The sequence below is a fragment of the Ferruginibacter sp. HRS2-29 genome, from assembly GCF_024343615.1.
Classification (GTDB): domain Bacteria; phylum Bacteroidota; class Bacteroidia; order Chitinophagales; family Chitinophagaceae; genus Ferruginibacter.
The window spans coordinates 106,816-133,429 of the sequence record NZ_RJUB01000005.1; the positions used below are offsets into that span (position 1 = coordinate 106,816).

27 protein-coding genes and 1 tRNA gene are annotated in these 26,614 nt (G+C 38.5%); 11 read left to right on the forward strand and 17 right to left on the reverse strand.

Annotated elements, in window-relative coordinates; translation table 11 throughout:
- Positions 1-5 precede the first annotated feature (5 nt).
- The 5 genes from EGI32_RS03190 (at position 6) to EGI32_RS03210 (ending at position 2,908) form a co-directional block, all read left to right on the forward strand.
- A complete protein-coding gene (locus EGI32_RS03190; RefSeq protein WP_255153922.1) occupies positions 6-1,037 on the forward strand; it encodes a cytochrome-c peroxidase in 1,032 nt (343 codons plus the stop codon).
- Positions 1,038-1,046: 9 nt separating this feature from the next.
- The gene (locus EGI32_RS03195; protein ID WP_255153923.1) at positions 1,047-1,967 is read left to right on the forward strand and encodes a transporter; all 921 of its coding nucleotides are present in this window, start codon (positions 1,047-1,049) and stop codon (positions 1,965-1,967) included.
- Positions 1,968-1,978: 11 nt separating this feature from the next.
- On the forward strand, positions 1,979-2,281 hold the full coding sequence (locus EGI32_RS03200; protein ID WP_255153924.1) for a hypothetical protein: 303 nt from the start codon (positions 1,979-1,981) through the stop codon (positions 2,279-2,281).
- 5 nt (positions 2,282-2,286) lie between these two features.
- Positions 2,287-2,673 (forward strand): hypothetical protein, encoded by a 387-nt coding sequence (locus EGI32_RS03205; RefSeq protein WP_255153925.1) that lies wholly within the window; start codon positions 2,287-2,289, stop codon positions 2,671-2,673.
- Between the two features lie 161 nt (positions 2,674-2,834).
- A tRNA-Lys gene (locus EGI32_RS03210) sits at positions 2,835-2,908 on the forward strand.
- Positions 2,909-2,974: 66 nt separating this feature from the next.
- Here EGI32_RS03210 and EGI32_RS03215 read toward each other — a convergent pair.
- The 4 genes from EGI32_RS03215 to EGI32_RS03230 all read right to left on the reverse strand — a co-directional run bounded on the left by EGI32_RS03215 (position 2,975) and on the right by EGI32_RS03230 (position 7,766).
- On the reverse strand, positions 2,975-4,759 hold the full coding sequence (locus EGI32_RS03215) for a hypothetical protein (protein WP_369681615.1): 1,785 nt from the start codon (positions 4,757-4,759) through the stop codon (positions 2,975-2,977).
- Positions 4,760-4,843: 84 nt separating this feature from the next.
- Positions 4,844-5,329, reverse strand: coding sequence for an ABC-three component system middle component 2 (locus EGI32_RS03220; protein ID WP_255153926.1), 486 nt, complete (start codon positions 5,327-5,329; stop codon positions 4,844-4,846).
- The gene (locus tag EGI32_RS03225; protein WP_255153927.1) at positions 5,326-6,513 is read right to left on the reverse strand and encodes an ABC-three component system protein; all 1,188 of its coding nucleotides are present in this window, start codon (positions 6,511-6,513) and stop codon (positions 5,326-5,328) included. The genes EGI32_RS03220 and EGI32_RS03225 overlap by 4 nt, the downstream gene beginning before the upstream one ends.
- Entirely contained in the window at positions 6,477-7,766 is a 1,290-nt protein-coding gene (locus EGI32_RS03230; protein WP_255153928.1) for a DUF6538 domain-containing protein, read from the reverse strand. Before EGI32_RS03230 ends, EGI32_RS03225 begins: the two co-directional genes overlap by 37 nt.
- 1,216 nt (positions 7,767-8,982) lie before the next feature.
- Here EGI32_RS03230 and EGI32_RS03235 point away from each other — a divergent pair.
- The 4 genes from EGI32_RS03235 to EGI32_RS03250 all read left to right on the forward strand — a co-directional run bounded on the left by EGI32_RS03235 (position 8,983) and on the right by EGI32_RS03250 (position 12,019).
- The gene (locus tag EGI32_RS03235; protein ID WP_255153929.1) at positions 8,983-9,891 is read left to right on the forward strand and encodes a toprim domain-containing protein; all 909 of its coding nucleotides are present in this window, start codon (positions 8,983-8,985) and stop codon (positions 9,889-9,891) included.
- Positions 9,892-9,932: 41 nt separating this feature from the next.
- On the forward strand, positions 9,933-10,376 hold the full coding sequence (locus EGI32_RS03240) for a JAB domain-containing protein (protein ID WP_255153930.1): 444 nt from the start codon (positions 9,933-9,935) through the stop codon (positions 10,374-10,376).
- Between the two features lie 45 nt (positions 10,377-10,421).
- A complete protein-coding gene (locus tag EGI32_RS03245; RefSeq protein WP_255153931.1) occupies positions 10,422-11,345 on the forward strand; it encodes an ArdC family protein in 924 nt (307 codons plus the stop codon).
- Between the two features lie 152 nt (positions 11,346-11,497).
- The gene (locus tag EGI32_RS03250; protein ID WP_255153932.1) at positions 11,498-12,019 is read left to right on the forward strand and encodes a hypothetical protein; all 522 of its coding nucleotides are present in this window, start codon (positions 11,498-11,500) and stop codon (positions 12,017-12,019) included.
- On the opposite strand, the gene EGI32_RS03255 is transcribed toward EGI32_RS03250, so the two are convergent.
- From EGI32_RS03255 to EGI32_RS03310, 13 genes are all read right to left on the reverse strand, one after another.
- The gene (locus EGI32_RS03255; protein WP_255153933.1) at positions 11,998-12,642 is read right to left on the reverse strand and encodes a hypothetical protein; all 645 of its coding nucleotides are present in this window, start codon (positions 12,640-12,642) and stop codon (positions 11,998-12,000) included. The genes EGI32_RS03250 and EGI32_RS03255 overlap by 22 nt on opposite strands.
- 50 nt (positions 12,643-12,692) lie before the next feature.
- A complete protein-coding gene (locus tag EGI32_RS03260) occupies positions 12,693-13,064 on the reverse strand; it encodes a hypothetical protein (RefSeq protein ID WP_255153934.1) in 372 nt (123 codons plus the stop codon).
- Positions 13,048-15,786 carry a MobF family relaxase gene (gene mobF, locus EGI32_RS03265; RefSeq protein ID WP_255153935.1) on the reverse strand — a complete coding sequence of 913 codons (2,739 nt, stop codon included), beginning with the start codon at positions 15,784-15,786 and terminating at the stop codon, positions 13,048-13,050. Before mobF ends, EGI32_RS03260 begins: the two co-directional genes overlap by 17 nt.
- Before the next feature lie 148 nt (positions 15,787-15,934).
- Positions 15,935-16,651 (reverse strand): hypothetical protein, encoded by a 717-nt coding sequence (locus tag EGI32_RS03270; RefSeq protein ID WP_255153936.1) that lies wholly within the window; start codon positions 16,649-16,651, stop codon positions 15,935-15,937.
- A 22-nt stretch (positions 16,652-16,673) separates the two neighbouring features.
- A complete protein-coding gene (locus tag EGI32_RS03275) occupies positions 16,674-18,230 on the reverse strand; it encodes a type IV secretory system conjugative DNA transfer family protein (RefSeq protein WP_255153937.1) in 1,557 nt (518 codons plus the stop codon).
- 909 nt (positions 18,231-19,139) lie between these two features.
- Positions 19,140-19,676, reverse strand: coding sequence for a hypothetical protein (locus EGI32_RS03280; protein ID WP_255153938.1), 537 nt, complete (start codon positions 19,674-19,676; stop codon positions 19,140-19,142).
- 635 nt (positions 19,677-20,311) lie between these two features.
- Positions 20,312-20,641, reverse strand: a complete 330-nt coding sequence (locus tag EGI32_RS03285) for a hypothetical protein (RefSeq protein ID WP_255153939.1) — start codon at positions 20,639-20,641, stop codon at positions 20,312-20,314.
- Positions 20,642-20,701: 60 nt separating this feature from the next.
- Positions 20,702-21,553, reverse strand: a complete 852-nt coding sequence (locus tag EGI32_RS03290) for a phosphate/phosphite/phosphonate ABC transporter substrate-binding protein (protein WP_255153940.1) — start codon at positions 21,551-21,553, stop codon at positions 20,702-20,704.
- A gap of 97 nt (positions 21,554-21,650) precedes the next feature.
- A complete protein-coding gene (locus tag EGI32_RS03295) occupies positions 21,651-21,923 on the reverse strand; it encodes a hypothetical protein (protein ID WP_255153941.1) in 273 nt (90 codons plus the stop codon).
- A gap of 2 nt (positions 21,924-21,925) precedes the next feature.
- Positions 21,926-22,195, reverse strand: a complete 270-nt coding sequence (locus tag EGI32_RS03300) for a helix-turn-helix domain-containing protein (RefSeq protein ID WP_255153942.1) — start codon at positions 22,193-22,195, stop codon at positions 21,926-21,928.
- Positions 22,196-22,215: 20 nt separating this feature from the next.
- Positions 22,216-22,482: a DUF1883 domain-containing protein gene (locus EGI32_RS21255; protein WP_369681617.1), complete on the reverse strand. Its 267-nt coding sequence runs from the start codon at positions 22,480-22,482 to the stop codon at positions 22,216-22,218.
- Between the two features lie 132 nt (positions 22,483-22,614).
- Positions 22,615-23,130 carry a hypothetical protein gene (locus EGI32_RS03305; protein WP_255153943.1) on the reverse strand — a complete coding sequence of 172 codons (516 nt, stop codon included), beginning with the start codon at positions 23,128-23,130 and terminating at the stop codon, positions 22,615-22,617.
- A gap of 25 nt (positions 23,131-23,155) precedes the next feature.
- Entirely contained in the window at positions 23,156-23,824 is a 669-nt protein-coding gene (locus tag EGI32_RS03310) for a hypothetical protein (protein WP_255153944.1), read from the reverse strand.
- 446 nt (positions 23,825-24,270) lie between these two features.
- On the opposite strand from EGI32_RS03310, the gene EGI32_RS03315 reads away from it, so the two are divergent.
- Positions 24,271-24,909, forward strand: coding sequence for a recombinase family protein (locus EGI32_RS03315; protein ID WP_255153945.1), 639 nt, complete (start codon positions 24,271-24,273; stop codon positions 24,907-24,909).
- Positions 24,910-25,083: 174 nt separating this feature from the next.
- On the forward strand, positions 25,084-26,472 hold the full coding sequence (locus EGI32_RS03320) for a hypothetical protein (RefSeq protein WP_255153946.1): 1,389 nt from the start codon (positions 25,084-25,086) through the stop codon (positions 26,470-26,472).
- Positions 26,473-26,614: the final 142 nt, after the last annotated feature.

The window sequence follows — 26,614 nt, forward strand, 5'->3', positions numbered from 1 at the left end:
TAAAAATGAACAGAAAATATTGGATAGCGGTTATTATTTTGGTGGGAGGGTTATACGCCTGCGAAAAAGAAGTGATAGAGACTTTTGTCAGCTTCGAGAAACCGGCCAATTTCCCCCAGCCGGTGTATCATTTCTCCACAAATACGATATCAAAGGATGGGTTCGAATTAGGGAGAAAATTATTTTATGAAACCCTGCTTTCTGCCAATAATACCATCAGTTGTGGAAGTTGCCATATCCAGACATCAGCTTTCACGCATCATGGGCATACGGTCAGTCATGGAATTCTCGACAGGTTGGGTACCCGCAATTCACCACCTATCATGAACCTCGCCTGGAATACCAGCTTTATGTGGGACGGAGGAATTGCGGACCTTGATCTGCAATCCATCGCCCCCATTACCAACCATGTGGAGATGGATGAAACTATGCCAAATGTCCTGAGCAAATTGCGCAACTCATCCCAATATCCTGCCTTGTTCAAAAAGGCCTTTGGTTCCGACGAGATCACTACCAGCGATTTCCTGAAAGCACTTTCACAATTTATGGTGATGTGTGTAAGCAGCAACAGCCGGTATGACAGCATCATGCGTAACGAACCGGGAAAAATGTTTACAACACAGGAGCAGCAAGGCTATGATATATTTAAACAAAAATGCAATACCTGCCATAAAGAACCGATGTTTACCGATTATTCGTTCCGCAACAACGGGATCAGTATCAGCAGCGTAAATGATGAAGGCCGTTATCTGATCACACAAAATAATGCCGATAAATATAAATTCAAAGTGCCCAGTTTGCGGAATCTTTCTTTTACGGCGCCATACATGCACGATGGCAGGTTTTTTACTGTAGATGCTGTGCTGGACCATTATGCCTCGCAGGTACAGTATACTCCTAACCTGGATCCGGTATTGCAACAAGGCAGCAGCCCCGGGATTCCTTTAACAACGGATGAAAGAGTAAAGCTCATTGCATTTTTGCAAACATTGAATGATCATTCTTTTTTGACCGACAAAAGATTTTCTGAACAATAATTACATCCAATGAAAAAAATAGTATTCATCCTTTCGATGATTTTCATCATGGGCCAGGCAAACGCCTGTGATATCTGTGGCTGTGGTGTGGGAAGCAATTATATTGGTATACTGCCTGAATTCAATCGTCATATTATGGGCATCCGTTACCGCTACAATGCTTTGCAGACACATATAGGATCCGGTGGGGCAATAACCTATCTTACCACAAAAGAAGTGTACCGCACTGCAGAATTGTGGGGAGGCTGGAACCTGGGAAAAAATTTCAGGGTAATGGCTTCCATCCCTTACAGTTTTAATGAAAGGGTCAACCAGGGTAACACAAACAGTAAGAACGGGATCGGCGATGTTTCGGTATCCGGGTATTATCAGCTGGTAAATAATAAACACCCCGTTGGTGCTTCAAAGCTGTTGGTACAAAGCCTTTGGATTGGCGCAGGGGTAAAATTACCTACAGGAAAATATAATCCTGCAGACAAAACAAGCCTGACGCAAAATACCAATTTGTTTCAACTGGGAACGGCCAGCACCGATTTTACTTTGAACGCCATGTATGATATACGTTTGCAGGATGCCGGTATAAACGTAGCCGCCAGTTATAAGCTAAATACCACTAATAAATACGACTACGCTTACGGCAATAAAGCGAGTATTAATGCCCAGGCTTACTATAAGTTCCGGATCAACAACAAGGTGATGATTGCCCCCAATGCCGGTGTTTTGTATGAAAATTCAAAGAAGGATGTTGATGGCGAAATCCCTGTGGACATATCGGGTGGTAATGTTTTATCGGGTACTGCAGGATTGGAAGTTTCGTTCAGGAAAATAACCCTTGGGGGGAATTTTCAAAAACCTTTGTCACAGGATCTTGCCAGGGGAATTGTTAAGTCCGGTAACAGGGCAATGATCCACTTATCTTTTTTATTGTAAAAAATTAAAACATGAAAATCAATACAAAAATGCTGGTATTTGCACTGTTGTGCTTTACTGCCTGCAATAATAATGCAAAAGAAGCCGCCATCTCTAAGAGCGTGGATACTTCAATGGCCAGGAAGCCTGCTGCAGAGGACCTTTATAAGAATGTAGTATTTGACGATAAGTACGACCTTATCTGTGGAATGCCTGTAACAGCGGGGGTTTCGGATACGGCACATTACAGGAACAAAATATATGGATTTTGCAGCCCCGAATGCAAAGCTGAATTTATAAAATCGCCCCTTGCGGCACTAAACTCAAAAAAATAAAAGCAATGAAAAAAGTTCATTTAATGACCGTTGTATTTGTATTCATGTCGTTATTAACATGGGGACAAACAAAAATCACATGGGTGCAAATGGATAACTTCCATGCGCTGATGTCTGCTACATTTCACCCTGCAGAAGAGGGCAACCTGGTACCTTTGAAACAAAAAGCCGATAGTCTCTATAAAGCTGCTAAGTTGTGGAAGCAATCCCCGATCCCCCCGGGATTTAAAGAGGCTGAAACAAAAGCTGCTTTAAAAGAACTTCTCAAACAATGTGATCACATCAGGATGGCGGTAAAAGAAAAAATGCCGGATGATCATTTAAAAAAGATCATTAGTTCAGCGCACGACACCTTTCACAAAATTTCCGGCGAGTGCAGGAAGAAAGAATAGCTATTCCGGGGGTGTAACCTGAATTAGACAGGCTTATATGCCGGCAGTATGTATTCTTTTATCAGCATTTTTATGGTGATTTGAACCGGCAAAAGCAAATATTGATGTTTTTTTTGCTCAAAACCTACAGGCACTGTATATTTGCAACCCATTTAAAGGATGACTCCTTAGCTCAGCTGGTTAGAGCTACTGACTCTTAATCAGTAGGTCCAGGGTTCGAGTCCCTGAGGGGTCACAGTCTAGACAAGGGTTTTCAGCGATTTCGTTTGAAGCCCTTTTTTATTTGCACGCAATTTGCACGTCATTTTACGAATGGAAAATATCCATATCGGCCAACTTTATCATTTTTGCTAAACATTACACTGAAGGGTTTGTCAGTAATGCTCATAGGGGGAGTTACGTTTTCAATCACTATTATTTGTCGATCATCCCATTTTGATAAATATTCATAGAATTTATCTTGAACGTTTGCACGCACAAGATCTGTGTCACCTTCTTCAGGCTGGTTATCATCTTCAGGCTCTCTATATGCGAGCAACGGAGAATCAAGAACTATAAACCCTGGATGTACGAGAGACTTAAGTTTGCAAAATTCCAAAATTCCTATGATAAACGCTGAGTTGGTAATAGAACGCATACCTTTTCCTCTACTTGCTCTATGCTTACCAGAAATGATTAAATCTCTAGTACCTTCATCAAATTTCACTCGATCACTATCTGGGAAGTTCCAATCTTTAAGAATTTTCTCAATTTCAATTTCAAATTCTGTAAGAGTGGTAGTTGAAAAATCGACTACTTTTTCAATTTCTTTGTTATCTTTTTTAGTTGTTTTGCTTTCGTTTTCTATTGCAATCTTTAAAACTGTAAGTTCTGATATTTGTCGAAGAAGGTTAATTGTTTGACGAATTTCTGAACGTTTCTCAACCAATTCAGAGTAATCATTTCGTTGAGTTGATAATTTTGTCCTCAGCGAATTGATATTATTTTCTGAAGAAGTTTTATGTTGAACAAGTTCAGGAATGCTTTTATCAAATAATACTGATTCTTTATTTAACTGATCAATGGTCAATAAAAGTTCTTCTTGTAATTTTTTGATTTTTTTCTCCTCTGAAAGGCAAGCAGAAACAATTAATTCTAAATTATCTGAAGAATCTTCAGGGTGTTGGTGATCGGGTGACGCACCACATAGTGGACAAGATTTTGGCTCCAGTGCACCAAGTAATGAGCCAGCTTCCCTTATGCCCTCTAATCTTTGTAGGTCAGATATATAGTGTCCATTCAAGAGTGTAAATCTTGCCTTTATTTCGTCTATTTCACTGCGCCTCGTGGTTGCTTCGTCGATTTTCTTTATCAGTGCGTTTTGCGCAATTAATAGATCCTGATAAGATGTTTCAATGGTTTCCAATTCGCCCTGAAATCCATTTAATGTCACATCAATTTTCCCTAATTGATCTTCTAATTCTTCTTTTGTGGAATTGTTTGGAAGTTGTTTATTATACGTTACCAAAAGTTCTTCGAGTAATTCTATTTTTGGATTTTGGTTTTGTTGCTTCTTGCCTTTTTTGACTTCAGGGATAAAAGCGGAATCATCCATTCCTGTTAACAAAAGTTTGAAAACAGAATATTCGCTGGTTTTTAGTGTAAATTGTCCACTTTCAATAGGAGAAACTTTTGATTGAATTTTAGTTTCATCAATGATGCATAAATGGGCAATATCCCTAAAACTTATTGGACGTAATTTTCCCTGTGCATTTGTTTTTACGAGTTTATCGTTTAATCCTAATTTAGTTAAAAGGAAAGCGGAAAGATTATCATCGGTCTTTGAACTATGCCGAGCTGCTAGTGTTGTCGGTTTAAGGGAAGTTGGAATTTCTGTAATAAGCCCATCGTATTTGTTTATTGCTCCACCACTTGTTGACCTAACCAATGTAATTAGTTCGCCCCCGATTTCTAACCCAAGAAATACTCTGTCATATCCTATTCTTTCAGGAATATCTCTTAATTGTGTGTTTCCACCGAGCATAAAATCTAAAGCTTCTACAACAAAAGATTTTCCTGTATCCGATGCCCCATACACAACATTCAATCCACTGGTGAATTCTAGGGTCGCCGGTGCTTTTGTTGTACCGCTAAAAGACAGATGCCGTAAAAAATCGTTTTATTATTCATTTTAATTCCCTAGACTTTTTTGTATAGAATGAAATTCTTCAATCCATTCACCAAAATTCTTTGCAATTATTTCCATAAGCACATCATCACCTGTATTAGAATAATTATTCACTACCCAATCTGATCTTTCTCTCAAAGATTTAAGATAGGGAGCACTTAATGAATTTAGGAAGGTTTCCGAAAATTCTCCCGCTTGATAAAAAATTCCATTTACATCTATTATTTGTTTTATGAGATTACGACTCATCATAAGCATGAGGCCTCTTTCAACCAAATTTCTTCTTACTAAAATTTCTGTAGACCTTAATGGCAATTTAGGATGTAAACTTACCGGCCCCCCAATATCGCCAGTATGAACAACAAAATGATCAAATATTACCAATCTCTGAATATCAAGCATTGCAGGATAAGCATGCGTTAGAATCCCCAGAGATCTGATTCCGGATTCAAGTGGACTATTAAATGTAAATGTTATTTGACTATTCATGGTTTCTTCCAAACTAATTTATCTTCATTCGCTAACTGATGGCATATTCCTTTTCTATCTTGAATTTTGGTTACAGTTATCAATGGATTGGATGTCAGCTGAAGCATTGATGCTCCTTGCGTTACTGAATTTAAGCGATCCAAAGCACTATTGTGATTAGCTGCTGCAATATCAATAACCCCTTCGTATAACTCATTTTGCAAATCTTCAAAAGTTCCTGGCGGGACAGTATCACGAGCAAAATTTCTCAACGATTCAGCATGGTAAAACATCTCGCGTTGGCGTTTATAATGATCTTCAAGATTGGCCAATGGTGCTAAATCTTCAAACTTTTGAATCTCAATTTTTTTGTCGTCACTATAAGCTTCAAAAAGTTGGGTAATATATCGACTTTCATTTTCGGCAATTTCAAGTGGAGGAGAAGCTGAATTTGGTCTATCAGGTAAACCTCCCCCGAACCTTATAGCGTGCCAAGGAGTTTTTCGATGTTCATTTATTATTTCGATGCAAGGTCGCATAGTAAAAATTGAATAATCAAAATTTTCACAATAGGTTTTGAATTCGCCGGACATATCAATTTCTTGAGAAGCCGTTATTCCAGTCTTGCAATAGTTATCCCAGTTCTCAAATAAGTAATCTTTCAGTAATGTTTTATTCAGCAACTGCTTTTTTAACTTCATCCCACAATCTTTCGGTGCAATAAAAAAGTATTTGCGCGGTGCTGCATAAAGTTTGTTGAAAGAGTACCAAAGAATTTTACCAACCTCTAGAACCGCGGTGCTTGGGGTAATGGGATCATCATAATTTTTACATTGAAAATTATCCCAGACACCTTCTAGGTTTTTGTCATCAACAAAACCCGCAATATCAATACCAAGATCATTTGCTCCTGAAAATCTCACAACACTTTTGTATTGAGATCGTTGTTCGGTTACCCATTCTTGAATAAATCTTTCCCATTCATCTGGAGGGTAGAGAAGAATTAACTGCTGCGGTAAAAATAAAAGGCCAGTAGATATTCGCGAAGAAGTATAAGTCTTAGTATCGCTGGGAATAGCGATATCAACAAATTTTATGGGTTCGGAATTGTTCATGCAGAAGTTCAGGTAATCAAAGATATAAATATTAGTGCATTTATTGAAAGTAACTATAATATACACTTTAAGGTTATTTTCTTCAACCATTCTAATTTTTGCTGCAAGCTTGAACCGTCACCATACGATGGTCTCCCCAATTTGTGCCCCATTAAATCTGCTTGCAATCGATCCGGCGCATTAACACTTAACAACCGATCTTGAAAGCTATGGCGCAATGAGTAAGCCGTATGTTTTTTTGTAGGAAGAAGTTTGTGTTCGTTCAGATATTTATTCACCGTGGCCGAAAGATTATCAGGCTTTTCAAAGTAAGATGTAAATCCATTTGGAAACGCCGTAAAAGCTTCTAACGCGAAGCCCACAAGGGGAATGACACGCCGACGATATTTCGTTTTTAAAGTATGCTTTTCTCGCGATGTGATAATGATGTGAGGAATGTCGTGATCGATTATGATATCTTCTTTTCGAAAACCTGTTAATTCAGAAAACCCTGCGCCGGTTTCAGCTAAGGCAAATAATGCGGCTTTTGCTTCAGCATTTAAGCCAGAAAGGTTCTTTTCATTTAAAAGGGTATTAATGATATAATTGGTTTCAAAAGGCGGTCGTTTACCTTCTTCGCCTTTGTCGAGGATCAATTTTCTGAACAAATGTTTTATATCCAAATTAAGATGAAAATTATCTGACACCGTTTCGATAATTGTTTTCGCAAAAACAATTTCTTTGTTTGCAGAAACAGGAATAATCTTTCCGTGCTGCACTCTTTCGATCAAAGCATCCTTAACCTTTATAGTATCTGAACGTGTCAATTCGTGGAGCGGCTTATCACCTACAACGGCAATAAAGTTTCGCATGGCTTTTTTGCGAGGGTTTTGCCATTTTCGGATTTGAGCACCGGTTTTATTCATGACAAGGTTTTTGGAGCAGGCCAGATATTTAGAAAAACAATCACTTAAGAGAATTAACGGCTTGGCAACACCACCCGCCAAAGCCTCTACCTGTCGCGGCGCCTTTATAGATTTTTCGATGCGATCCAAACGCACGAAAATTTCGGAAAGGGGCATGTTTGCCAATTCAGCCGCAGGGTAATATCCAAACCCAAAAAGTCTGGCTGTTTTGACGGCCACGTTAAACTTGTCCAGGCTATGGAATGAGCCAGTTTTTATTAACTGCTGCCAATAGTTCTCTATCTCTTGATTGCGGGCATGCGCAAGCTTCGCCGCTAATGCAGGGGAATCAGTTCGTAGCGATATTCTAATGAAAGGCCGCGGATCATAGGCCTTTAGGGAGCTGGGAGTACGGCGATAGTAATAGTAAGTCTTTTGTCTTTTTACGATGTAATTCATCAAACTGTAGCCTCACTTGTGTGCCAAAATTGCGAAACAAGCGGACTGGTTTAATTACGTTACTTATGAAAAAACATAAAAATCGTGTTATTAACGATTTAAATGAGCCAAGGCATACGATAGTAGGTCTGTCTTGGCGTCCCCAAGGAACGTATCTGCTTGTTTCTTAATTTTTAGGCAATTGGTTGAACTTAATAGAAAAATGATTCATTACACACTGAACAGTTGCGCAGAAATGTATCGCACTTTGTAACCCATTATCTATTCGCATATTTAATCTACCGCAAGATCATTGGCCAAGTCAAGAATTCTTTTTCTTTCTTTCGCTTTCTCGAGTTCATTTTGTAAACGCTCGAAAATTGGTAAATACTTATCGCCATATAAAGTAATAATCTTCGCAACTATTTTTATTCTCTTAAAAATATCATCGTAAGAATAGCTATTCATTTATACCCCCTGCTAAATTGAGCAGGTTGAATATCAGATTGAGATGTCGAAAACAACAACATTCGACTTATTAATCTTTTTAAAATTTGTAATTTTAAAAATGGAAATCAATTTTATTATGGAGACAGAAAAATTAAAGTCTCTAACATACACCGTCAATCTTCCTTACGCTAAAGAATATTTTAAAGATCGATTTCATTGTCTGGACACTCTGGATGTTTCTATCAAAGAACATCCGATCACAGACTTAAAGAATTACCAGCAATCATCACATCGATACGATTCACTAAAAAGATATTGTCATCTTAAAATATCTCTTTACCCAAATACTGAGCCTGAAGCTTTTCACGGGATTATCCAACGCTGCTTAAATCAATTGGAGATACACCTAGGACTAATCTCCAAATAGTTCATACAATCGTATGGCTGCACATATCATTGTAGGATTGAAATTTAAAAACCCGAATTTTGTTGCAAACATTATGTCGAATCGATTATTTACTTCCCACTTTCAATTTTCGGAAGTGACTTTCATTTCTTTGGTAGTCAAAAAATCAAAAAGGGCGTGATAAATGTTTTCTTCAAAAAAGCTGTGTGATAAGCACGGCGCTCGAAACCTACCTCAATACAAACAGATTTGCGTTGATGTCCCACTGGCATTCGGTCATGGCATAACAATGTAAAATTTTCTCAAAAAGAAGAGGGAAAACCCTGCAAGGCTTTCCCTCCTTTAAATATCCATCCCTGCAACCCGTCTAAAGGAGCTTCGATGAACATCGAACAAGCTAAAGCTATACCCATTTCCGTAATTCTTGACAAGCTGAATCTTAAGCCGCAGCGCACAAACGGCCATAAGCAGCTTTATTTCTCTCCGCTTCGTAATGAAAAGACACCAAGCCTGTGGGTAGATGGCCATAAAAACCTTTGGCATGACTACGGGGATATGCAGTGGCAGGGTGGCGATAGTATTCACCTAGTTCTTGCTTACCTGTTTTATCAAAACATGGATCACCATGTCAGCGATGCCTTACGTTGGCTACGGAACATGACAGGATTTATCCCTGTTATCCGACCTGTGATTGATCCAAACGAATTACCAAAGGATAAAAGTCTTGTTATAACCAGCACGAACAAGATTACAAAGTCATACCTTTTTGAATACGGCAATAGTCGCGGTATTCCTCCTTCTGTTCTAACACAATACTTTCAACAGGCAATTGTCCTAAACAATTCGACAGGCCTTCGTTTTCATACGCTCTCCATGCGCAATGATATGAAAGGTTATGAATTACGGAATGAAAAATTTAAAGGATGCATTGGGAGAAAGTACATTACTTTCATCCGAGGCACACAGCCTAAGCCCGATGGTATCAATATTTTCGAAGGCGCTTTCGATTTTGTGTCACTCATTGCGCAGCAGAACGGAAAATCCTTAAAAAATGATTCAATGATTTTGCATTCTTTGAGCAACCTTAAAAAGTCGACAGCTTACATCCGAAACTATGGATATAAAAATTGTTTCACCTGGATGGATAATGACCAGGCCGGTATCGAGGCCACAAAAGCGTGGACAGAATTTTGCAAAACCGAAGAACATCTCTTGCACGTTCCCATGAACCGATATTACACGCCCTATAAGGACGTCAATGCGGCTCATATGGCAAAGCTTGAACTGTAAGGAGAGATAAAATGACAGAAACATCACGAACACTTTTTGCAGTGTCAGAAATCGAACTAATCTACCGAAATGATCTTGACCCGGAGGACAGGATCAAAATTTCAGGGACGGAAACAGCCTATCAATTACTTTTATCCGTGTGGGATGAGAATAAGATTCAACTTGTCGAGCAGTTCTACATGCTCATGCTTGACCGGGACAATTCCTGTCTAGGGGTTTCTCACCTTGCCACCGGCGGCGTGTCGTCATGTATTGTTGATCCTAAAGTTGCTTTCGCCACAGCACTAAAGGCAAGGGCGACAGGTTTGATCCTTGCGCATAATCACCCTTCAGGTGATTTAAGGCCAAGTCGCGCAGATCAGCTTGTGACGCAAAAGTTTGTAGAGGCTGGGAGATTTTTGGACATTCCAATAATTGATCATCTGATCGTCAATCCATACAGTTTCTATTCTTTTGCCTCTCATGATCTTATTCAGCCTCAATAATTTCAAACCGTACACAAATGTAATCCCCAACCGAAAGGCCTTAAAATGCAACCTTCCGAAAATGCCGCATCGTCTGTAGAAAATACAGCAGTTAGAAAAGACATTCATCAACAGGTCACAGATGTCATCATTGATCAATTAGAAAAAGGCACGATCCCGTGGCAACAAACCTGGATCAATAATAATCCGCTGTTCCGCATTCCCAAAAATTATGTCACCGGCAATAAATATCGCGGCGTAAATATTCTACTGCTTTGGTCGGCCGCACAGACCCATAACTATTCTACCCAGGAATGGGCGAGCTTCAAACAATGGCAATCTAAAAATGAAATGGTTCGCAAAGGAGAGAAGGGCAATATGATTGTTTATGCCGACACATTTGAAAAAGAGGTTGACGGAGAATTGAAGAAAATCCCGTTTCTTAAATACTCAGTCGTTTTTAATCGGGCACAGTTGGCCAGTTACGACCCTGACGAGATCATTGAACTAACTTCCATGCCGCAAGTCGATAGAATTAGTATAGCAGATGATTTTGTTGCCAACACGTTCGCAAATATTGAACATCGCGACGGCGGGGCTTCATATGTTCCATCCTTAGATAAGATATTTATGCCTAAACCTACATCCTTTATCAAAATTGGAAACAGCACGGCGACTGAAAATTATTACTCCACACTATTGCATGAACTGACCCATTGGACAGGACATTCATCACGATTGAACCGTTTGACAAAAACTAATTACGGTAGCAATGATTACGCTTTGGAAGAACTCGTAGCTGAATTGGGAGCAGCCTTTCTCACCACAGAGTTAGGTATAACGACTCCCGAAAAAGAAAATCATGCAGGATATATCGCAAGCTGGCTGAGGGTTTTGAAGGATGACAAACACTTTATTATTTCTGCAGCCAGTGAAGCTAGCAAAGCTGTCGAACGTTTAATTGATATGCAGCCTTTAAAGTTTAATTAAAAGTCAAAGCCTCGGTTTGAGCCGAGGCTTTTTAATATCTTAATGATGACAATCTATGATACGACCTCATTATAAACCTTAACAATTGCCGGGCTTTGCGGTTTAAAAAATAGCTTTGTACAAAGCTGAATATCAATAGAAAAGTTAACATTTTGAAGTTTGCTATTTTTTTATGTAATTTTATCGAAATGCCTAGAAAGAAAAGATATTTGATAACCAAGGCTAGACATAAGACTATGTTTAACTCTAGCGCTATGGTCAAGACAAATTCTTCATTTGAAAATTCACCTCTCGATTTTCTTAATCCTCGTTTTTATAGCCATATCATATCATATGTTCCGCAAAAACTGGATAAATTAGTTGATGATGCCCGTAGCGGTGTGGTAACAATAGTAAAATCTAATATTTTTCTTTCATATTTTCTTTTAGGAAAGCGTATTAAAATGTGGGCAGGCATCAAACCACCATCCGATGAAGAACGCAATCTTGCTCATCGTATATCTTATATTAAAACGATTGCAACTGAAGGTGCTGAAGATATTTTAAGATATGGTAATTTAATGGAAGAGGATAAAGAATACATTCGTAGTTTTGAAAATTCTAACTTGGATGAACTAAATGCTGAGTTAGCGAATTTGCGAAATCAACTTTATCATAACGAACTAGCTTTGTAATTGGCGAATGTTTCCCTACTTGGTGAACCTTCCTTCAAATCGAAAACACCGCCCCAACTTTCCCCTTCTTTATCCCAGAGTAATTTGTATTCATCCGAATACGATGTAAATTCTAATAAATTTTCAAAGTTTTCGTCTTCCTTAATTTTCTTTTCTAATTTGCGATCAGATATAAATTTCTCGAAATTTATTTGAGACAGTTTATCCATTCTAAATCCGTATCGATGCCATAACTTGTAACCGAGGTAGGGAGTTCTTCCATCGCTATGCATACCTCTGGCAGCTTCACAATCTATAAAATCAAATCCCAATCGAATTGCATTTTCTATTTTCGAAATCATAATTCTTTCGCCATACCCGGGGGCTATAATCAGTTCAGCGTGAATTGAGTTATTATAAAATCTCAATTCTGTCTCAATACAAAAGAGAAGTTCAGTTACTAATAGCTGAGGGCTTGGGTAGTATTTATGCATATCTTTTTTTCTAAGATCATGAAATGGTTTTACCCCATATGCTCCCGTTAAACTGAATGCTTCATCGTAAGGAATTCCCGTAACTCTAGGAAAGCTTTCCTCATCCATTAATTCTCTACAGTCTTTATCAAATGGCTTTCTTATAATCATATTTTTTATTTTGGTAATGTAATATAAAATCAATTATCAACAAATCTCCTTCACATATTTTTTTCTGTAATTGTAATTTGACTTATTTTTTGATTTGCTTGTTCAGCTAGTTCAGAATATCGTTCATCTATACAATTAAGAATTCTTGGCACATGATTGAATAATTTTTGATAAAGTATTTCAAGTTTTACACCTTCCACTATAATCTTGTGGGAAGTGAAATTTAGAGTAATCGAATTTTCCGAAGGCTGATACTCACACGAAACCAAATAACTGTAGTTCAAAAAAAGCATGTTCCCGTTAGCCTGAACAAAACAAACATTTCTGACATTGCTACCGGAGTGATAATTTTCGTCCTTGGCCGCGGGATCGTTCTCCTTCATTTCATCCACTTTAAGCTTAAAATTAAATTCCTGGCTCATAATCCCTTTCTATTTTAGCTGATGAATAGTTTTTGTCTCTTTCTTTTGTTCTAACTTTTTCTGCATATTCCTTGCGTTGATTATTGATAACATGATCTAAATGAATGCTATCTTTTACGACCAACTCGGTTGCTGATTGTCGGTCGCCGAAGTTAGAGGCATATCTAAGTAATGATTCCTTGTCGTCAGTGTAAATCTTTGCCGAGTGTTTACCCCTCGATACTGATACATAAAATTGTTTTGCATCTGTTGCTGCAAAGGTTGACGCAGGCTGAGATATCAAAACGTGATCGACCGTCTTTCCTTGTGCCGCATGCGAGGTTATAACATGCGCATGGGCGAGATAACCAAACTCTTTATTGATCTTGTAGCGTGCCTTGCTGATTTTGTTTTGAAGTGTGATTTCTCCTTTTTTGGACACGGCGAGAACTTCTAGAATGTTGCCATTGTCAAGCCGTTTTTTGTTATCATCAAATCCACCTTTAGTGATTCTGATCTTGTCTCCTTTCGAAATTTTAATTTCTGCCCGTTCAAATACATCAAATCTGTCAGGCATCTGATGTGGCAAATATTTTTCCTCGCCAGAATCATTCACGATTTTGGTTTTGCCTTTATCCGACTGCTTAATTGTCCAAAAAGAACCACGTTTGATCTTATGAACGTTTTGGTTGAACTGAATTACTTGACCTTCTTTAATGTTTCGCCAGTCCGTTTTCTGCGCTTCAGTCAAATTTTGATTGATCAATTTCTTTGCTGTTATCTCTTTTTTACCAATCAGCTTATTAGCTTTCATTGACTCCCTGATATAGCGGGTCAATTGTTCGCCTTGTTGATGGGTGGGTGAAATAATCAGGGCTGATTTGCGCTTTTTCAGAAACGCGAGGTAATCTTTTACAATACTATCATTGGGGTTCAAGGGATCGATTTCTTCAATCGCCCCCATGGTTTCCAGTTTCCCGAATGCAGACACTATTTTGCCTTTTGACAAATCTTCGACCGTTTCCTTATACAGCATATCCTGCTGGCGATGGATTTTACCAACTTCGGCTGTTGTAATCCCACCGACAGTATTGAGTATTCTAAGCGCGTCACCGCGCACGACACTGGCGTGTTGGCGGGTATCGCCTCCTAAGATGAGTTGGGCATTTTGATTGGTGGCCAGCTTTAGTAAGGCTGTCATATCTTTTGTGCCAAGCAGCCCCGCTTCATCAACCCACAGCACCCCATTTTTTAATTCATCCTTCATTTTCTTATCGAGCAACAATTTTGCAACGGTTGTCGCTTGTTCAAAACCTTCTTCCTTCAATGTCCCTCTTGACGCACTGGAAGAGGGCGCAACCGTCGTGATAGTTTTGCCTTTTTCTTCAAAGAGACGTTTCGCCTCTTTCATCAAAGTTGTCTTGCCCGCGCCCGCAACACCCCTGATAATGGAAACCCGGTGGGATGTGGTCAGGACATGCCTGACGGCATTGGCCTGTTGACCTTCCAGTTTGGTGTTTGGCGAATGGGAATAAAGTGGCCGAAGTTGTCCCTGGCCTTTACGGGCAAGATCAACCATCTCTTTTTCTTCTGCTAATACGCCCTTGGTCGTACAAACAAACCTGTTTTTGTCCTTGACTTTGATAATCCTCAAATCGGATCGTACGGCCTGGGCGATGGCATCGCTAGTTATCCTTCGGTCTCCGATGCCATGCCTGAAGGCCGATTCCAGCAAACGCCGTTCGCCGATAACCGATGCGCGTTCAAAAGAATGCTTCAAGGCATAGTCTACACAATTCAAGGTCGTCAGCTTCAGGTGAAAGGATTTTTGCGCATACCGAATGGCTTTATCCTTATCGGCCGCAGGGATGCCTTTGAATTCCTTTATCTGTTGCCGCCAAATCGTTTTTAATTCCGACATGGACAATCCTTTTTGCTTTTTTGATCGGGTTCGTGCACCAACTGCGCTTAGCTTTTCGCTGTCGGTGATACCATGCTCCTTTGCATAACGCCCAATCTCATCGGTACGTTTGGAAAACAATCCGATCACGGCTTCCGGCACACCTTCCAGTTCAAACGATTTTCCTGTTCGCTTGATGCTATATCCGCATTCGATCAGCCGATCCGAAAACACCTTATGGAACATGGCTTGGTAATAGGGCATGTCTTTCTTGATCTCTGCAAAATCCCCGGCTTTAATTCTTTTCTCTTCTTTATCCCAAGTAGCATTATAGACGTAACAATGACTATGCAAGTGCGGGTCGGGAGCATGGCCGTCAACCGGGCGGGCGGTCTGGTGCATAAATTCGGCCCACAGTATCTCGTCCGTTGCCCTGTTGTGGTAAGAGCCGTCTTTCCTTACCCGTGTCTGGCAATCCTTCTCTATGGCTTTCATCACCTCGTTTACGCTGGTTTGGAAAGCATCCGAAATATGGGTGTCTTTTGACAGGGCATGGACAATAGAGACCGACTTGGGCGCGTGGAAGTTAATATCATAGCCGGCCCGTCTTTTTTGCCGTGTTCGAGGGGTGAGGGGTTCTCCCGTTTTTGGATTGCGGTTTTCGCACAAACTGAAAAAGATCTCTTTCGTAACTTCTTCGCCCAGCCCAAGGCGATCCCGGAGGCGGCCATGAAGCCCTCTGGAAAGTTCCTGGTCGTTTATGTAATAATCGGATTTTGAAAGTGCGTCAGAAAAATATGCCTTAGCATGACCTTCCGAGGCGCTTTGTATCATGCGAATCATCGGTGCGATTTATAGAGTGCTTTGTTTGTCAAAACCACATAATTCGGGTCGTTAACTTTTAGAAGTCTGCGCATATCCTAAGCACAGCTTTTTCAGAATTCTTAACGGCCTTTTTTTCATCAGACGTCTCTCCTATGCACAGCTTAGGTTAAAGCGCAAAAGTCGTTTCATCCTCATTATTTGTTTTCGAGGCTTGATTACCGAGGAGGTTTTTTGAATTGATATCGGCACTCTCAAGACTGTTTTTTAGATCCTCACCCTTGACAATTGATTGAACAGAATCCCGGAAAAAGTTGTCGCCGTAATGAAATTCGGCATAAGTGCCGATGCTGTAAAAGACACTATTGGTCATAATGAGAACACCGATTTGCACACCCAGTTTTGAGAGAATAAAACCGAGCACAAAGAACGCCAACGGCTCATACAATGACGTGATGATTTTGCGGGATGGTTCACCGAAAAGTTTGATTCGGTAAAAAATGGCTAAAGATGTTCCCGGATCATTGCGATGAAAATTGAGATCCTTTTTATGCCTCCTAACCTCAATCGACCGTTTGATTGAAAAGAAGACGAAAAGGGCGATAAACAAATACCAGCTCCAATATACATCCCAAAAACTTTTAACCGGGATGCCATAGCTGTTTTTATAAAATACCCAGTAAAGGCCAAGTGGCAAAACACACAGCACGAAGAACACGCTAAAGGCCGATCCAAGGTTGAAGTATTTGTCGCCGAAATCTTTACGAATAAAGACCTCCAACATCAATCTCGGCAGGGATGATTTACGATGAAAAAAGTCAAGGATTGATTCAAAGAACTTGTTTTCTCTTTGAAGGGGTTTCTGGTATTCAGGTCTCTGGTTCATAATTGTAAGTTTTAAATGGTAATTAAATGTTGGGCATCCAGTTTTGATGAAAAGTGACTTTTTTAAAATGCAGCCCGTTTGAGAAAGGTTTGCTTTGTATGTGCATATAAGCTTCGACCAGGTAATTATTTTCGAACGTTCCGGATTTCAGTTTCACAAACTCTTCAGGCCTTACGCGGGGCTTCAGCTTTTTGGATTCACTTTTGCCAAAGGAAAAATTGTTGGAGTAGTTTTCACTGTGAGATTCTTCAACCATTTCTTCATAGCCCAACAATTCAGAAGCGTATTTATTGGTTTCCTGATGGGTGTTGGCGTGAAAAATAATCGTATTGAAGTTCCCTAAGAGATAATCAACCTTCTCTTTATATTTTGCGCCTCCCATGGATGAATAAAAGCTCGCGAGATTTTGGGTGATATAAAGAATTGCAACATGGCTACTGCGCGCAGTAGATTGAAAATCAGCGTCTTTTGGATGTAAAAATAATTGTGCTTCATCGGCAATAATAAAAACGGGACGACTTTTTTGTTGCACATCTCTTTTTTCAAATGCTCGTTGGAAGCAATATTTGAATAATATCTGAGCATCCCGACCGGCCTTGTCGTACAATTTAACAGGTAGGTCAATCAAAACAATCTTACCATTATTGAGACAATCTTCCGGCGTAACAGTGCTTGAATGTCCACATAGCAAAGAATAGATCGGTTCCTGCATGAGGTTAAACAAAAAGCCGGAAACGGAAAGATCAATGATAGACCGCGTTTTGGAACTTAAATCCCGGTACTGTTGGATAAAGAAACGATCTACAGCTTTCAAACGTTTCGCATCTTGGATGGCTTCAAGAATGGCTGCCTCCATCAAGTGTTCTTCATTCAGCGCTTTTCTTTGGTCGGTATCCAATTGTTTTAAGAAAGTTTCCACCTGACTATTCACCTTTACTCTAGCCGTTTCCACCGCGTGGGCAAAACTTCCCGTGATCTTTTTATCTGGTGGTGTAGTGTTCTCGGAGCTTGGGATTGAGGTTACGATGTCATAGATATTTTTAATCGACACTTTTTCGTAAGCCAGCAAACAAAGTTCAAGAACATTATACACCAACATGTTTCGGGAGGAGACCCAAAAAGGATCGTCAGAATAACTTTCATTTTGTTCTTCACTGGCTTGGAACGCCGTTTTTAATATTTCGAGAACATTGCTTGTGTAGGATTTGACGTTGGTCTTATCGGTAGATTCATATTCCAGGAAATTGAAATAGTTTTTTTCTCCTACACCGATCACAATTAAATCATCAAGTCTATTTACAATTTTGCAATATTCTATGAACTGTTTTTTGTCGTCTGGTTTAGTCGTTAGTACTATACCTGCGTAACCCATGGACAAATATTTTAGGGAAAAAAATCTGGCCGAGCCTGATGTCTTACCGCTGCCGGTCTGCCCCAGAATAAGCGTGTGAGCGATAGAGTCCCTGACGCTGTATTTCATTTGAGAAACTCCATTGCTTCCGGTGAAATCTACAACTGTGCTATCAAGATTATATTCCACGATTATTGCATTTAATGTGGTTACTAAATGTTGTTTCATGAGTAGGGTACATGCTTCTGTAAGCAAATCTTTTGGTCTTGAACTTGACTGTAAATTCAAGCGGCCAGATATTTTCTTCCTCGGTTTGTAGAAAAGTATAGCTGTATGCGGAACCAACAATTACTAAATCTGTCGCTTTCCAATTCGGAAGAGAATTGATGGAAATTGTAGTTGACTTTGCATTAGGATGATTCGGCATATGAGCGGCTTTAAATTTTTAATGTTTCTTACAAGTATAGGATGTATAAAAAGTTTGTCTCGATATAAATTCATGTAGAAAAAATCCGTTCTTCTTTTTGGCCATCAGACACACTTTGACTATTTGACTCTTCTATGGATTTAATTTCTTCGGTAATAATTCTTTTAATTACGTCTTTAACTTTTCTTGCGATACGGTTTTGCAGATCTGCATTTAGGCTGAATCCTTTTGCGTATTCTCACCAACATTCACTTCAGTTTGGAGCAAAAAATCCCCTGTATCGATTTTGATCGAAATTTTCATGATATTAATTTTTAATGGAAAATTAAAGGCCGACCGATGTTCGTCGGCCTGGAGATTGCGCTGCGTATATTGCAACCTATTTCTTGGCAGTATTCACTAGCCTCCTGCGAGCATCTTCAGCTTCTCGAGCACGGCGCCGAGCTTCCTCGGCTGCCTGACGTGCTTTTCGTGCTGCTTCTTCAGCGGCCTTCTGAGCATTTTGCATGGCTTTATTTTTTTTATGTGAACAATTCAAAGCGGATTGAATCAGATCGTAGCTACTAGATCATCAGATTGAATCATTTGCTATCAAGGGTAAAATTAGAGAGGGAAATTATAATACCAGATTTTTTAAGAAAGTATAATATCTGAGAAACTCGAAATTTATTCTGAGAATTTTTTGAATGTATAAGGCGACCAATTGATGATTATTTATCAATGAATTGGTGAAAAAAATCTTTGCGTTCCAACTGCAAGCCCTTTATTTTATTTATCAGCCAAATTCTGTTTTCAAACTTTTGAAATACAAATGTAAATTTCAAAACTTGTTGGCTAGTCTTTTTAAGTTTGAGAATTCTCGCATTCATGCCGCTTTGGCCGAAAATGACAGCAATAATAAATCGTTGAAAATCAAAATCCTCTAGTATTTCAGATTTTCTTTGAACAAGTTTAGACAGCGGCTCTATATTATTATCTTTTAAAACACCATCAATGATCATTGAATTTTCAAAATGAGACTTTATTGAAAACATTTTATAGAAATCAAGTTTTAAAGTATGCCATGAACGAATATCGTTCAAAATTGATATAGGAACGCCCTCAAGATATCTTATAGCATTGAATTTATTATGTAGCGCTTTAAGATCATAAGTTTTTATTAATGCATAAAAACTTATAGAGACCTCCACTTTGTCACCGCTTGAAAAATAATTCCAATTACCATTACCGATTATACCATTCTTCATTGGAGAAAAGCTTTTGAACAGACTTGCAAATTGATGATAGTCATCAAATTCGGATTTTTGTGAAAATGGATTTAATAACCCCCAGGCTTCGGCGTATCGTGATGTCGAGATAAAATCAAAAAAACTATTAACTGATTTATAAATCTCATCAAAACCAAGCGGAGTTATTTCTTTAATTTCACCTTGAAAAATCTCTGAAATTTCTGATTTTCGACGATTCTTTTTGCTTTGTCTTTTGAATTTTTTATGGAGAATTTCGGCAGCTCGACCCCAGTCATCTGTTGATCTAATAAGATTTAAATTTATTTCATGGTCATGTATTCCAAGATAATTTAATGCCCTTGCAAGAAACTCATCGTTTAATGAATTATTTAATAAAATACCTTCGGTTAAATATTTTTCTGCTTTTTTAAATTCTTTATAAAAGTATAGCGGCTCAGCTCCGAAATAGAAAATAGTATTGAAAACTTTTTGGCCTTCAATGTTTAGCCTTTCACTTTTCCAAATCGCAGTTATCTTTTGGGCAAGTCGATTTTTTGCTTCCCACGTAGATCAAACTCTCTATTTTGAAACGCAGTTAATAATGCTTGATACAAATCAACAGTTTCTTGCGGGCTTAGTTTCATCAGTAAAATTTATTCAGGTGACAATTTCTCATTTTGAGATTCCAATTTTTCAATAAGTTCTTCACCTAACGTTATCAATTGGACATTTTGATTAAAAATTTGTTGTTGAGTGTCAAATATATTTTTTGTGGATTTGGGGATAAAAGAGTTCCCTACAGTCACATAGAAAATGTCAATTAGTTGTCTATTAAAATCCTGTAAGGCTTCTAAATAACCTTTTGACTTTTGTAGACCATTTTGTTTAATGTAAAGTTCTAGGTTTCCTAAACTTATAGGCTCTTTCTGTTTATCTGCTATTTTACTCTTCTCAAAGAAATATTTAAAAATTGTCATTTTCATCTCCTGTCGGAAATTACATAACACACAATTAATTTTAAATCAAGAGAAAAAAGATTTTTATTAACCAAAAATATCCTCTTGATTCAATCCTAAATCGCTCACGGCGTTTAATAAATACTCATAAGGTTCATGGTTTGTTTCCTGTAAGCCTTGTGCATTACCCCAAAACGATGCAATCGCAGGCCTTGCTGGCTCAATTGTTGAAATCCTGACCAATGCTTCCTGGATGAATTTCCTTGCGTCTGTATCGGGGATATTAACTGCTATTGGATCACTCGGAATTGGATCTGACCTATGAATCCTAACCAGTTTGCTTTTTGCATCTTCATATCCGGATTGATTAGCCAGGTCAATAATAACCCCATCATGCCCTGCGCCGCTTTCTATTCGCTTTTCGTACACAGCCTTAGCCACAATGTCATGGCCACCCATAAATTCAATTCTTTTAAAAGCTGCAAAAGGATGAACTTTTAAGTCTTTTAAATCAAAAGCAGGAATAATGAAATTGGATGTTGATTGAGATGAGCCGTAACTAATTGATCTACCTTTGAGAGATTCTACATTCTCAATTTGGTTGTCAATGTGAGTATAAATTTGAGCAAAATATTGATTACCGACCTGGCCGTCGATAATTCTTAATGCGACTGCACTCGCTTCAACAGCAGGATTGTCCTTTCTCGCAAACACAAAACCCAAGGGGTTCATTAAGGCAATGTGGCTTTCCCCTGATGAAATAGACCTGATTTGATCTGGAACTTCCATTGCTGGTGCAACTTCAATGGTAATGGGGTTTGTTCCAGGTCGTTGTAGTTCTGTCTGTAATGCTACAGCGAAAATTTCTATGTTAGACCTAATCTCTTGAGGAGTTTTGTGCTGGGTGATCCACGGATAATAAGTAAGAATTAAGTTCATGGGGAAGGGTTTTGTTTGAAGTATAAAAATTAAATTCCGAAAACTCTAAGTAACCGATAATTTATTCCTGTACTGTTCCAAATAGATGTTTTTTCTGCTACTCTCCCAAATCTTTATCAATCTCCTTAGATTTCTCTTTCTTCGTTTTTTCTTTTAAAATTTGCTGATCGCTTTTGAGCCATGAGGGAAATAGTTCTTTCCGTCGTTCCAATTGATATTGCGTCTGCCCATCCTTATATCCTTGCAGACGATGTGAGTTCCCTTCAATAGATTTAAATTGCTCAGCTAACTCAGGAAGATTTTTACTGATAGAATAACCTTCATTAAATCCTTTCAAATATTCGGGATTGATTTTTTCATTTTCTTCCATAGTCAAAAAGTATTTTTTACATTCGCTTCCAGGTAATCGTTGATTGAATCGCGGTCGTAAAGAATGATTTTCTTTTGCGGTTGTGAAAACCTGATCTTTCCTTCATCACGCAATTTTTGCATGGTTGTTTTAGATTTGACATTCAATAGCTGCATGGCGGTATCATCTGATATCCATTTATCAAATTGCGTATTATTCTTTTCATTTATCCTGGCCACAACTTGTTCTATCAATGCATAAAAAGCAGGCTCTTCTAGACAAATTACTTCCATGTTTTTCAAATGGATTGCTGTTAATTACTAATGTGCCTAATGCTATGGCGAATTGTTCCCGAGTATCCTCCCAAATCAACGACAACATTCCAATAGGTTGTTCTTGGTACCGTAATGCTCGCGGGAAAATATTCAAATGATCCGCCAAAGTATTCAAAGCCTCGTCCATTTCTATAATGGTAAAAGTTGTTATCATCCAGCAGCATGAAGTTACACTGCGTATCGCAATCAAGGATTACGGTGTCTCCTTGCGATAAATTTCTACGTTGATGAAGAAAATCGGTCATCGAATGGAAATTAGGGTAAAGAATTATATGCGAGCTATAAACTCAACACTTATCAAATGTATAATTTTTGTATAAAAAAACCGCTCAGTTGAGCGGTTTTTAATAAATCTTCGAGGTATAATAAAGCAATGTTTAGTAAATAAGCAGCTTGATTAGCTGTGTCACCTTCCGATTTCCGGCCAGCGAAACGGATCGTTGCAGTTGCAGCGACTCTAATCTCAAACCTGTATTCAAATTATAACTTGAAATTGCCCATTCTCCATCAGTGCCATTGCAATGAGGAGGAAGACAGGTAAATGATATTTTTTGAGTTGCTTGATTCAATGAAAACGCCCCGAAGCCGGGTAAAACTCTGGTCAGTGGATCTTGTGCATCAAAGTTTAAGTTGATTCCATTAACACCATTGTTATCGCCGAAAAAAAGCGAACCGCTGGTAGGCCTGTCAATAATAACAGTTGAGTCAACACTTCCACTAGCACTATAGTAGGTGAGGGTGATATCGACAAAAGGCCAGCGTTTGCCGGTTGACCCCATAAGCGTACTTACACTGACAGATGTGGTTGGTGTGGAATCAGGTGATGTATCATCATTTTTTTTGCAAGAAATTATTCCGAGAACTAGGGATATAATTACAATTATTTTTTTCATATTATTTGTTTTTAAAGATTAATAATTAAATCATCTCATCTATTTTGTTTAGGAGTTGTACAGCCATCTTTTCATCAAGTTGGCGTGCAAGTACTTTTTCAGAGTTACCAAAGAGAAAACAGATTTTGTATCCTTTACGTTTGAAGCTCTCAACCACAGCTCTACCCGACCAACTGCTCAAACCTGTGGCTGCACCGGCGACGGTCGATGCCGCGCCGCCTATAACTGCAGCCGTTCCCATTCCGATATTTTGCACCTTGTCACCGCCCAGGAAAACAAAGCCTCTCTGTGTGGATGATATGGAATGAGAGACACCGCCATACGGCGATTTGATGTACAGGTTCCGAATATCTGAGTAGGGATAGGTGGTGCCATCCATTTGGATTCCTTGTTTTGTCAGGGCAAACTCCCCTGGCCGTCTAAGCAGGTTTACAATGATTAAAGCTACTATGGGGACAAAGGGTGTAAAGACAAACATGTAAAAGATGCCTGTAAAGAATCGTTCGCTTTGCGTCATAGGTGTAGAGGGGTAATTAACCACCTTTTGATACGCAAGAAATCCGCTTGCGATAAAGCCCGGCCATAGCATCGCGAAATATGCGCGTAACCCAAGTTTTGCTTTTTTGTATTTGAAGATTTTGTTTTCGCCATCGTTGGTTACCTCGAAAGCGTAGGAGGGTGTTGCAATGCTCATGTTGTTACGTTTTAAAAGATGATAGAGGGCATTTCTATCCTGATCGGTAAATACCGAAAAGCATTTTAAAGCTTTGGAGTTCTGAAATACAATTTGGAGGAATTCTAAAAAGGATGTTGGACGCAGATTACTTACTGATTAGTTTGTGCGGATTGGATGCTACTCACGCCATCGGGAGGATATGAGGTAAAGCACTTTCATAGCAGTAAAATTTATCTGTTAGCATTCGTCACGAGTGCGAAAGCGGAGTCAAATGTAGAGAGAATTTTATTTGTTCGTATATAAAAGAACGTCTGTATGTGAATGAAAATGAGTACGTTATCTACCTTCCAATGACGGGAAAGCGGCGTGTTTCGCGGGTCTTGATTTTTTCAAAAATGGAAATACTTATCCACCTGTTCAAAAATAATCCTTCGTTTATATGGAACGGAAAAATGCAAATTTGTATGAAAAAAGCGGTTGCGTATTATCGGGTTTCAACAGCCAGGCAGGGACAAAGCGGCCTCGGTTTGGAAGCGCAGGAAGAAGCAGTCCATTTCTTTAAGAAATCAAGACATATCAAACTTGTAAAAGAGTTCATCGAAATAGAAAGTAGCAAACGCAAGCGAAGACCGGTGTTACAGGAAGCACTTGAATATTGCGCAGCCAATGGAACATTGTTAGTGATTGCAAAACTTGATCGCCTCGCAAGAAACGTCGCATTTATTTCTGCATTAATGGAAAGTAATGTTGAGTTTGTTGCCGCCGACAATCCCGAGGCAAACCGGCTTATACTTCACATTCTAGCAGCCTTTGCCGAATACGAGAGGGAGCAAATAAGCATTAGAACTAAAGCAGCGTTACAGGCTGCGAAGAAACGTGGTGTGGTATTAGGCGCAAATGGCAGAAAACTGGCAGTAGCCAATAGCAAAGCATCATGTCTATTTGTTGATAATATAAGACCATTGATTGCATCGTTAATTAAAGAGGGGTATCTGACGATTCAGTCGCTAACGGATGAATTAAATCGGAGAGAAATAAAGACTTTTAGAGAAGGAGCTCGTTGGCATAAAAGCACTGTTTTCAGAGTTGTAAAAAGGCTTTGATTTCTTTTTAATAAAAGAATTTCAATTTTGTTTTCATAGGGTACGATTACTAGGATACTGTTTACACGGTCTGCTCCTTTATTTAAATTTCATAAATTTAAATCCCTTAATCGTGCCGTTATGAATAAAATAGGATACTCAAGAAGACTATATTACCTAAAATGTAATCTCAAAATGGATTTTTCTTACGAGACTTCGCGTATCTATACAGTTTCGCAAAAACAATATAATAAAATCAAAATTCCAGAGATTGATCTTCCCGAAAATCTATATGATGTTGATTTGCCCAAAATGAAGGAAGAAGAAGCTGAATTTGGCTATCTCGTTATAGATTCCTTTTTCGAACTTGAAAAATATGACAGCTTAGGCGAAGGTTCAGCCAAGATACAACCAGCACTGTTGGTAATCTATGGTATAATCGCATTTCTAACCGGTGTAGTTTTTAACTCATATCAGAGCTTTAGTCAGCAATCTGGCCTTTTATCCGACCTTCCAATCTTTCCATCAAAAAATATTCTGAAAAAAGGGGAAGAAAAATTTAGTGATGACCTAAAAATATTATTATTGACCATTGCAGGTTCTACTAAAGAAAAACAAGTTTTAATTTTTAGTCTCTTTGAACGTTGGAGAAAAGCTCTTTACCTGGAACAGAAAAGTAAAGATAGCGGCCGATTCAACGATGAGGCTATACTTGCATATGTACATATCCTTGAAGTTCTTTCTGATGAATATAAAGCTGATTTAGTGAAAGCTTTACGTGATAAACGTTTACAACTTAAAAATGACTTGATTTTGGCTGTACAAAAGAATGAGCTGGGCACAGTAGACAACATATTATCAGCGCTGAGTGTCGAGTATGTTACTCTAAGAGACAAGATATTTCATCTATTGGACAAGTTTGATTTATCGGATGAAAAAACCAAAGCTATTGTTGTTAGGTTTATTAAGCATAGAAACGACATAGCTCATGGAAAAAGAGATATCTATCAATCTAAAATGATTTTTCCGCTTATTCCCTTTTTCTCACTGATTAAGGACGTTGATGAAAGAATTGATGCTGTTAAATTTTTGGCCGGAGTATGTTTATCGAAGTACTTAGGTACAACTGTCTGGTATGATGATTGGGATTTTTTGTTAATGACGGAATTTGCTCCGATTTCGGAGATAAAAGATTTTATTAAGAATGAAGAATTTAATACAATTTCAGACGAGGAATTTTTATCTGTCACAGAAGATTGTATTACTCCAACAACGCTCTCTTATTACTATCTGAAGAAAAAAATAAGGTTTAGTGACCTTGAAAGAAGTCTACAAAAAATAATTCTTTCTTCGCCAATATCAAAAAACTTTTGTAACGAAATTCTTGATGCGGCAATTGCACTATCGGATTCTGCAATAAAGCCACTCGCAGCTAAATGTCAAGAAATAATCAAAGAGGCATCAGCAAATTATTGGCATCGATATTCAAATATTCGTGATGCTATTAAATACTTTGAATTCCATGAGATTGAAGTTAATTGGTTTAGAGGATTTTTAATAGATCGTGCAAGTAGGAACATATAAATTCTGCCAGTAAATTTTCTGATTCACAATGGCATTGATTATTCTTTCAGTTTATCTCAAGATTTTATAAAGTTCTCTCGGATTTTCTTGCGAAATTCCTCCGAATTCTTTTTCTTGTATATATTCCTTTTAATCCATCAAA

Excerpts from the sequence above, each read along its gene's own strand:
- EGI32_RS03255 (WP_255153933.1), bottom strand. The coding sequence starts at position 12,642 with ATGATTATAAGAAAGCCATTTGATAAAGACTGTAGAGAATTAATGGAT.
- EGI32_RS03315 (WP_255153945.1), top strand. The coding sequence starts at position 24,271 with ATGAAAAAAGCGGTTGCGTATTATCGGGTTTCAACAGCCAGGCAGGGA.
- EGI32_RS03245 (WP_255153931.1), top strand. The coding sequence starts at position 10,422 with ATGCAACCTTCCGAAAATGCCGCATCGTCTGTAGAAAATACAGCAGTT.
- EGI32_RS03260 (WP_255153934.1), bottom strand. The coding sequence starts at position 13,064 with ATGAGCCAGGAATTTAATTTTAAGCTTAAAGTGGATGAAATGAAGGAG.
- EGI32_RS21255 (WP_369681617.1), bottom strand. The coding sequence starts at position 22,482 with ATGACCGATTTTCTTCATCAACGTAGAAATTTATCGCAAGGAGACACC.
- EGI32_RS03290 (WP_255153940.1), bottom strand. The coding sequence starts at position 21,553 with ATGAACTTAATTCTTACTTATTATCCGTGGATCACCCAGCACAAAACT.
- EGI32_RS03235 (WP_255153929.1), top strand. The coding sequence starts at position 8,983 with ATGAACATCGAACAAGCTAAAGCTATACCCATTTCCGTAATTCTTGAC.
- EGI32_RS03230 (WP_255153928.1), bottom strand. The coding sequence starts at position 7,766 with ATGAATTACATCGTAAAAAGACAAAAGACTTACTATTACTATCGCCGT.
- EGI32_RS03275 (WP_255153937.1), bottom strand. The coding sequence starts at position 18,230 with ATGAAACAACATTTAGTAACCACATTAAATGCAATAATCGTGGAATAT.
- EGI32_RS03295 (WP_255153941.1), bottom strand. The coding sequence starts at position 21,923 with ATGGAAGAAAATGAAAAAATCAATCCCGAATATTTGAAAGGATTTAAT.
- EGI32_RS03195 (WP_255153923.1), top strand. The coding sequence starts at position 1,047 with ATGAAAAAAATAGTATTCATCCTTTCGATGATTTTCATCATGGGCCAG.
- EGI32_RS03225 (WP_255153927.1), bottom strand. The coding sequence starts at position 6,513 with ATGGTTGAAGAAAATAACCTTAAAGTGTATATTATAGTTACTTTCAAT.
- EGI32_RS03300 (WP_255153942.1), bottom strand. The coding sequence starts at position 22,195 with ATGGAAGTAATTTGTCTAGAAGAGCCTGCTTTTTATGCATTGATAGAA.
- EGI32_RS03270 (WP_255153936.1), bottom strand. The coding sequence starts at position 16,651 with ATGAACCAGAGACCTGAATACCAGAAACCCCTTCAAAGAGAAAACAAG.
- EGI32_RS03305 (WP_255153943.1), bottom strand. The coding sequence starts at position 23,130 with ATGAAAAAAATAATTGTAATTATATCCCTAGTTCTCGGAATAATTTCT.
- EGI32_RS03200 (WP_255153924.1), top strand. The coding sequence starts at position 1,979 with ATGAAAATCAATACAAAAATGCTGGTATTTGCACTGTTGTGCTTTACT.
- mobF (WP_255153935.1), bottom strand. The coding sequence starts at position 15,786 with ATGATTCGCATGATACAAAGCGCCTCGGAAGGTCATGCTAAGGCATAT.
- EGI32_RS03310 (WP_255153944.1), bottom strand. The coding sequence starts at position 23,824 with ATGAGCATTGCAACACCCTCCTACGCTTTCGAGGTAACCAACGATGGC.
- EGI32_RS03220 (WP_255153926.1), bottom strand. The coding sequence starts at position 5,329 with ATGAATAGTCAAATAACATTTACATTTAATAGTCCACTTGAATCCGGA.
- EGI32_RS03320 (WP_255153946.1), top strand. The coding sequence starts at position 25,084 with ATGGATTTTTCTTACGAGACTTCGCGTATCTATACAGTTTCGCAAAAA.
- EGI32_RS03285 (WP_255153939.1), bottom strand. The coding sequence starts at position 20,641 with ATGAAAATGACAATTTTTAAATATTTCTTTGAGAAGAGTAAAATAGCA.
- EGI32_RS03280 (WP_255153938.1), bottom strand. The coding sequence starts at position 19,676 with ATGAAGAATGGTATAATCGGTAATGGTAATTGGAATTATTTTTCAAGC.
- EGI32_RS03190 (WP_255153922.1), top strand. The coding sequence starts at position 6 with ATGAACAGAAAATATTGGATAGCGGTTATTATTTTGGTGGGAGGGTTA.
- EGI32_RS03205 (WP_255153925.1), top strand. The coding sequence starts at position 2,287 with ATGAAAAAAGTTCATTTAATGACCGTTGTATTTGTATTCATGTCGTTA.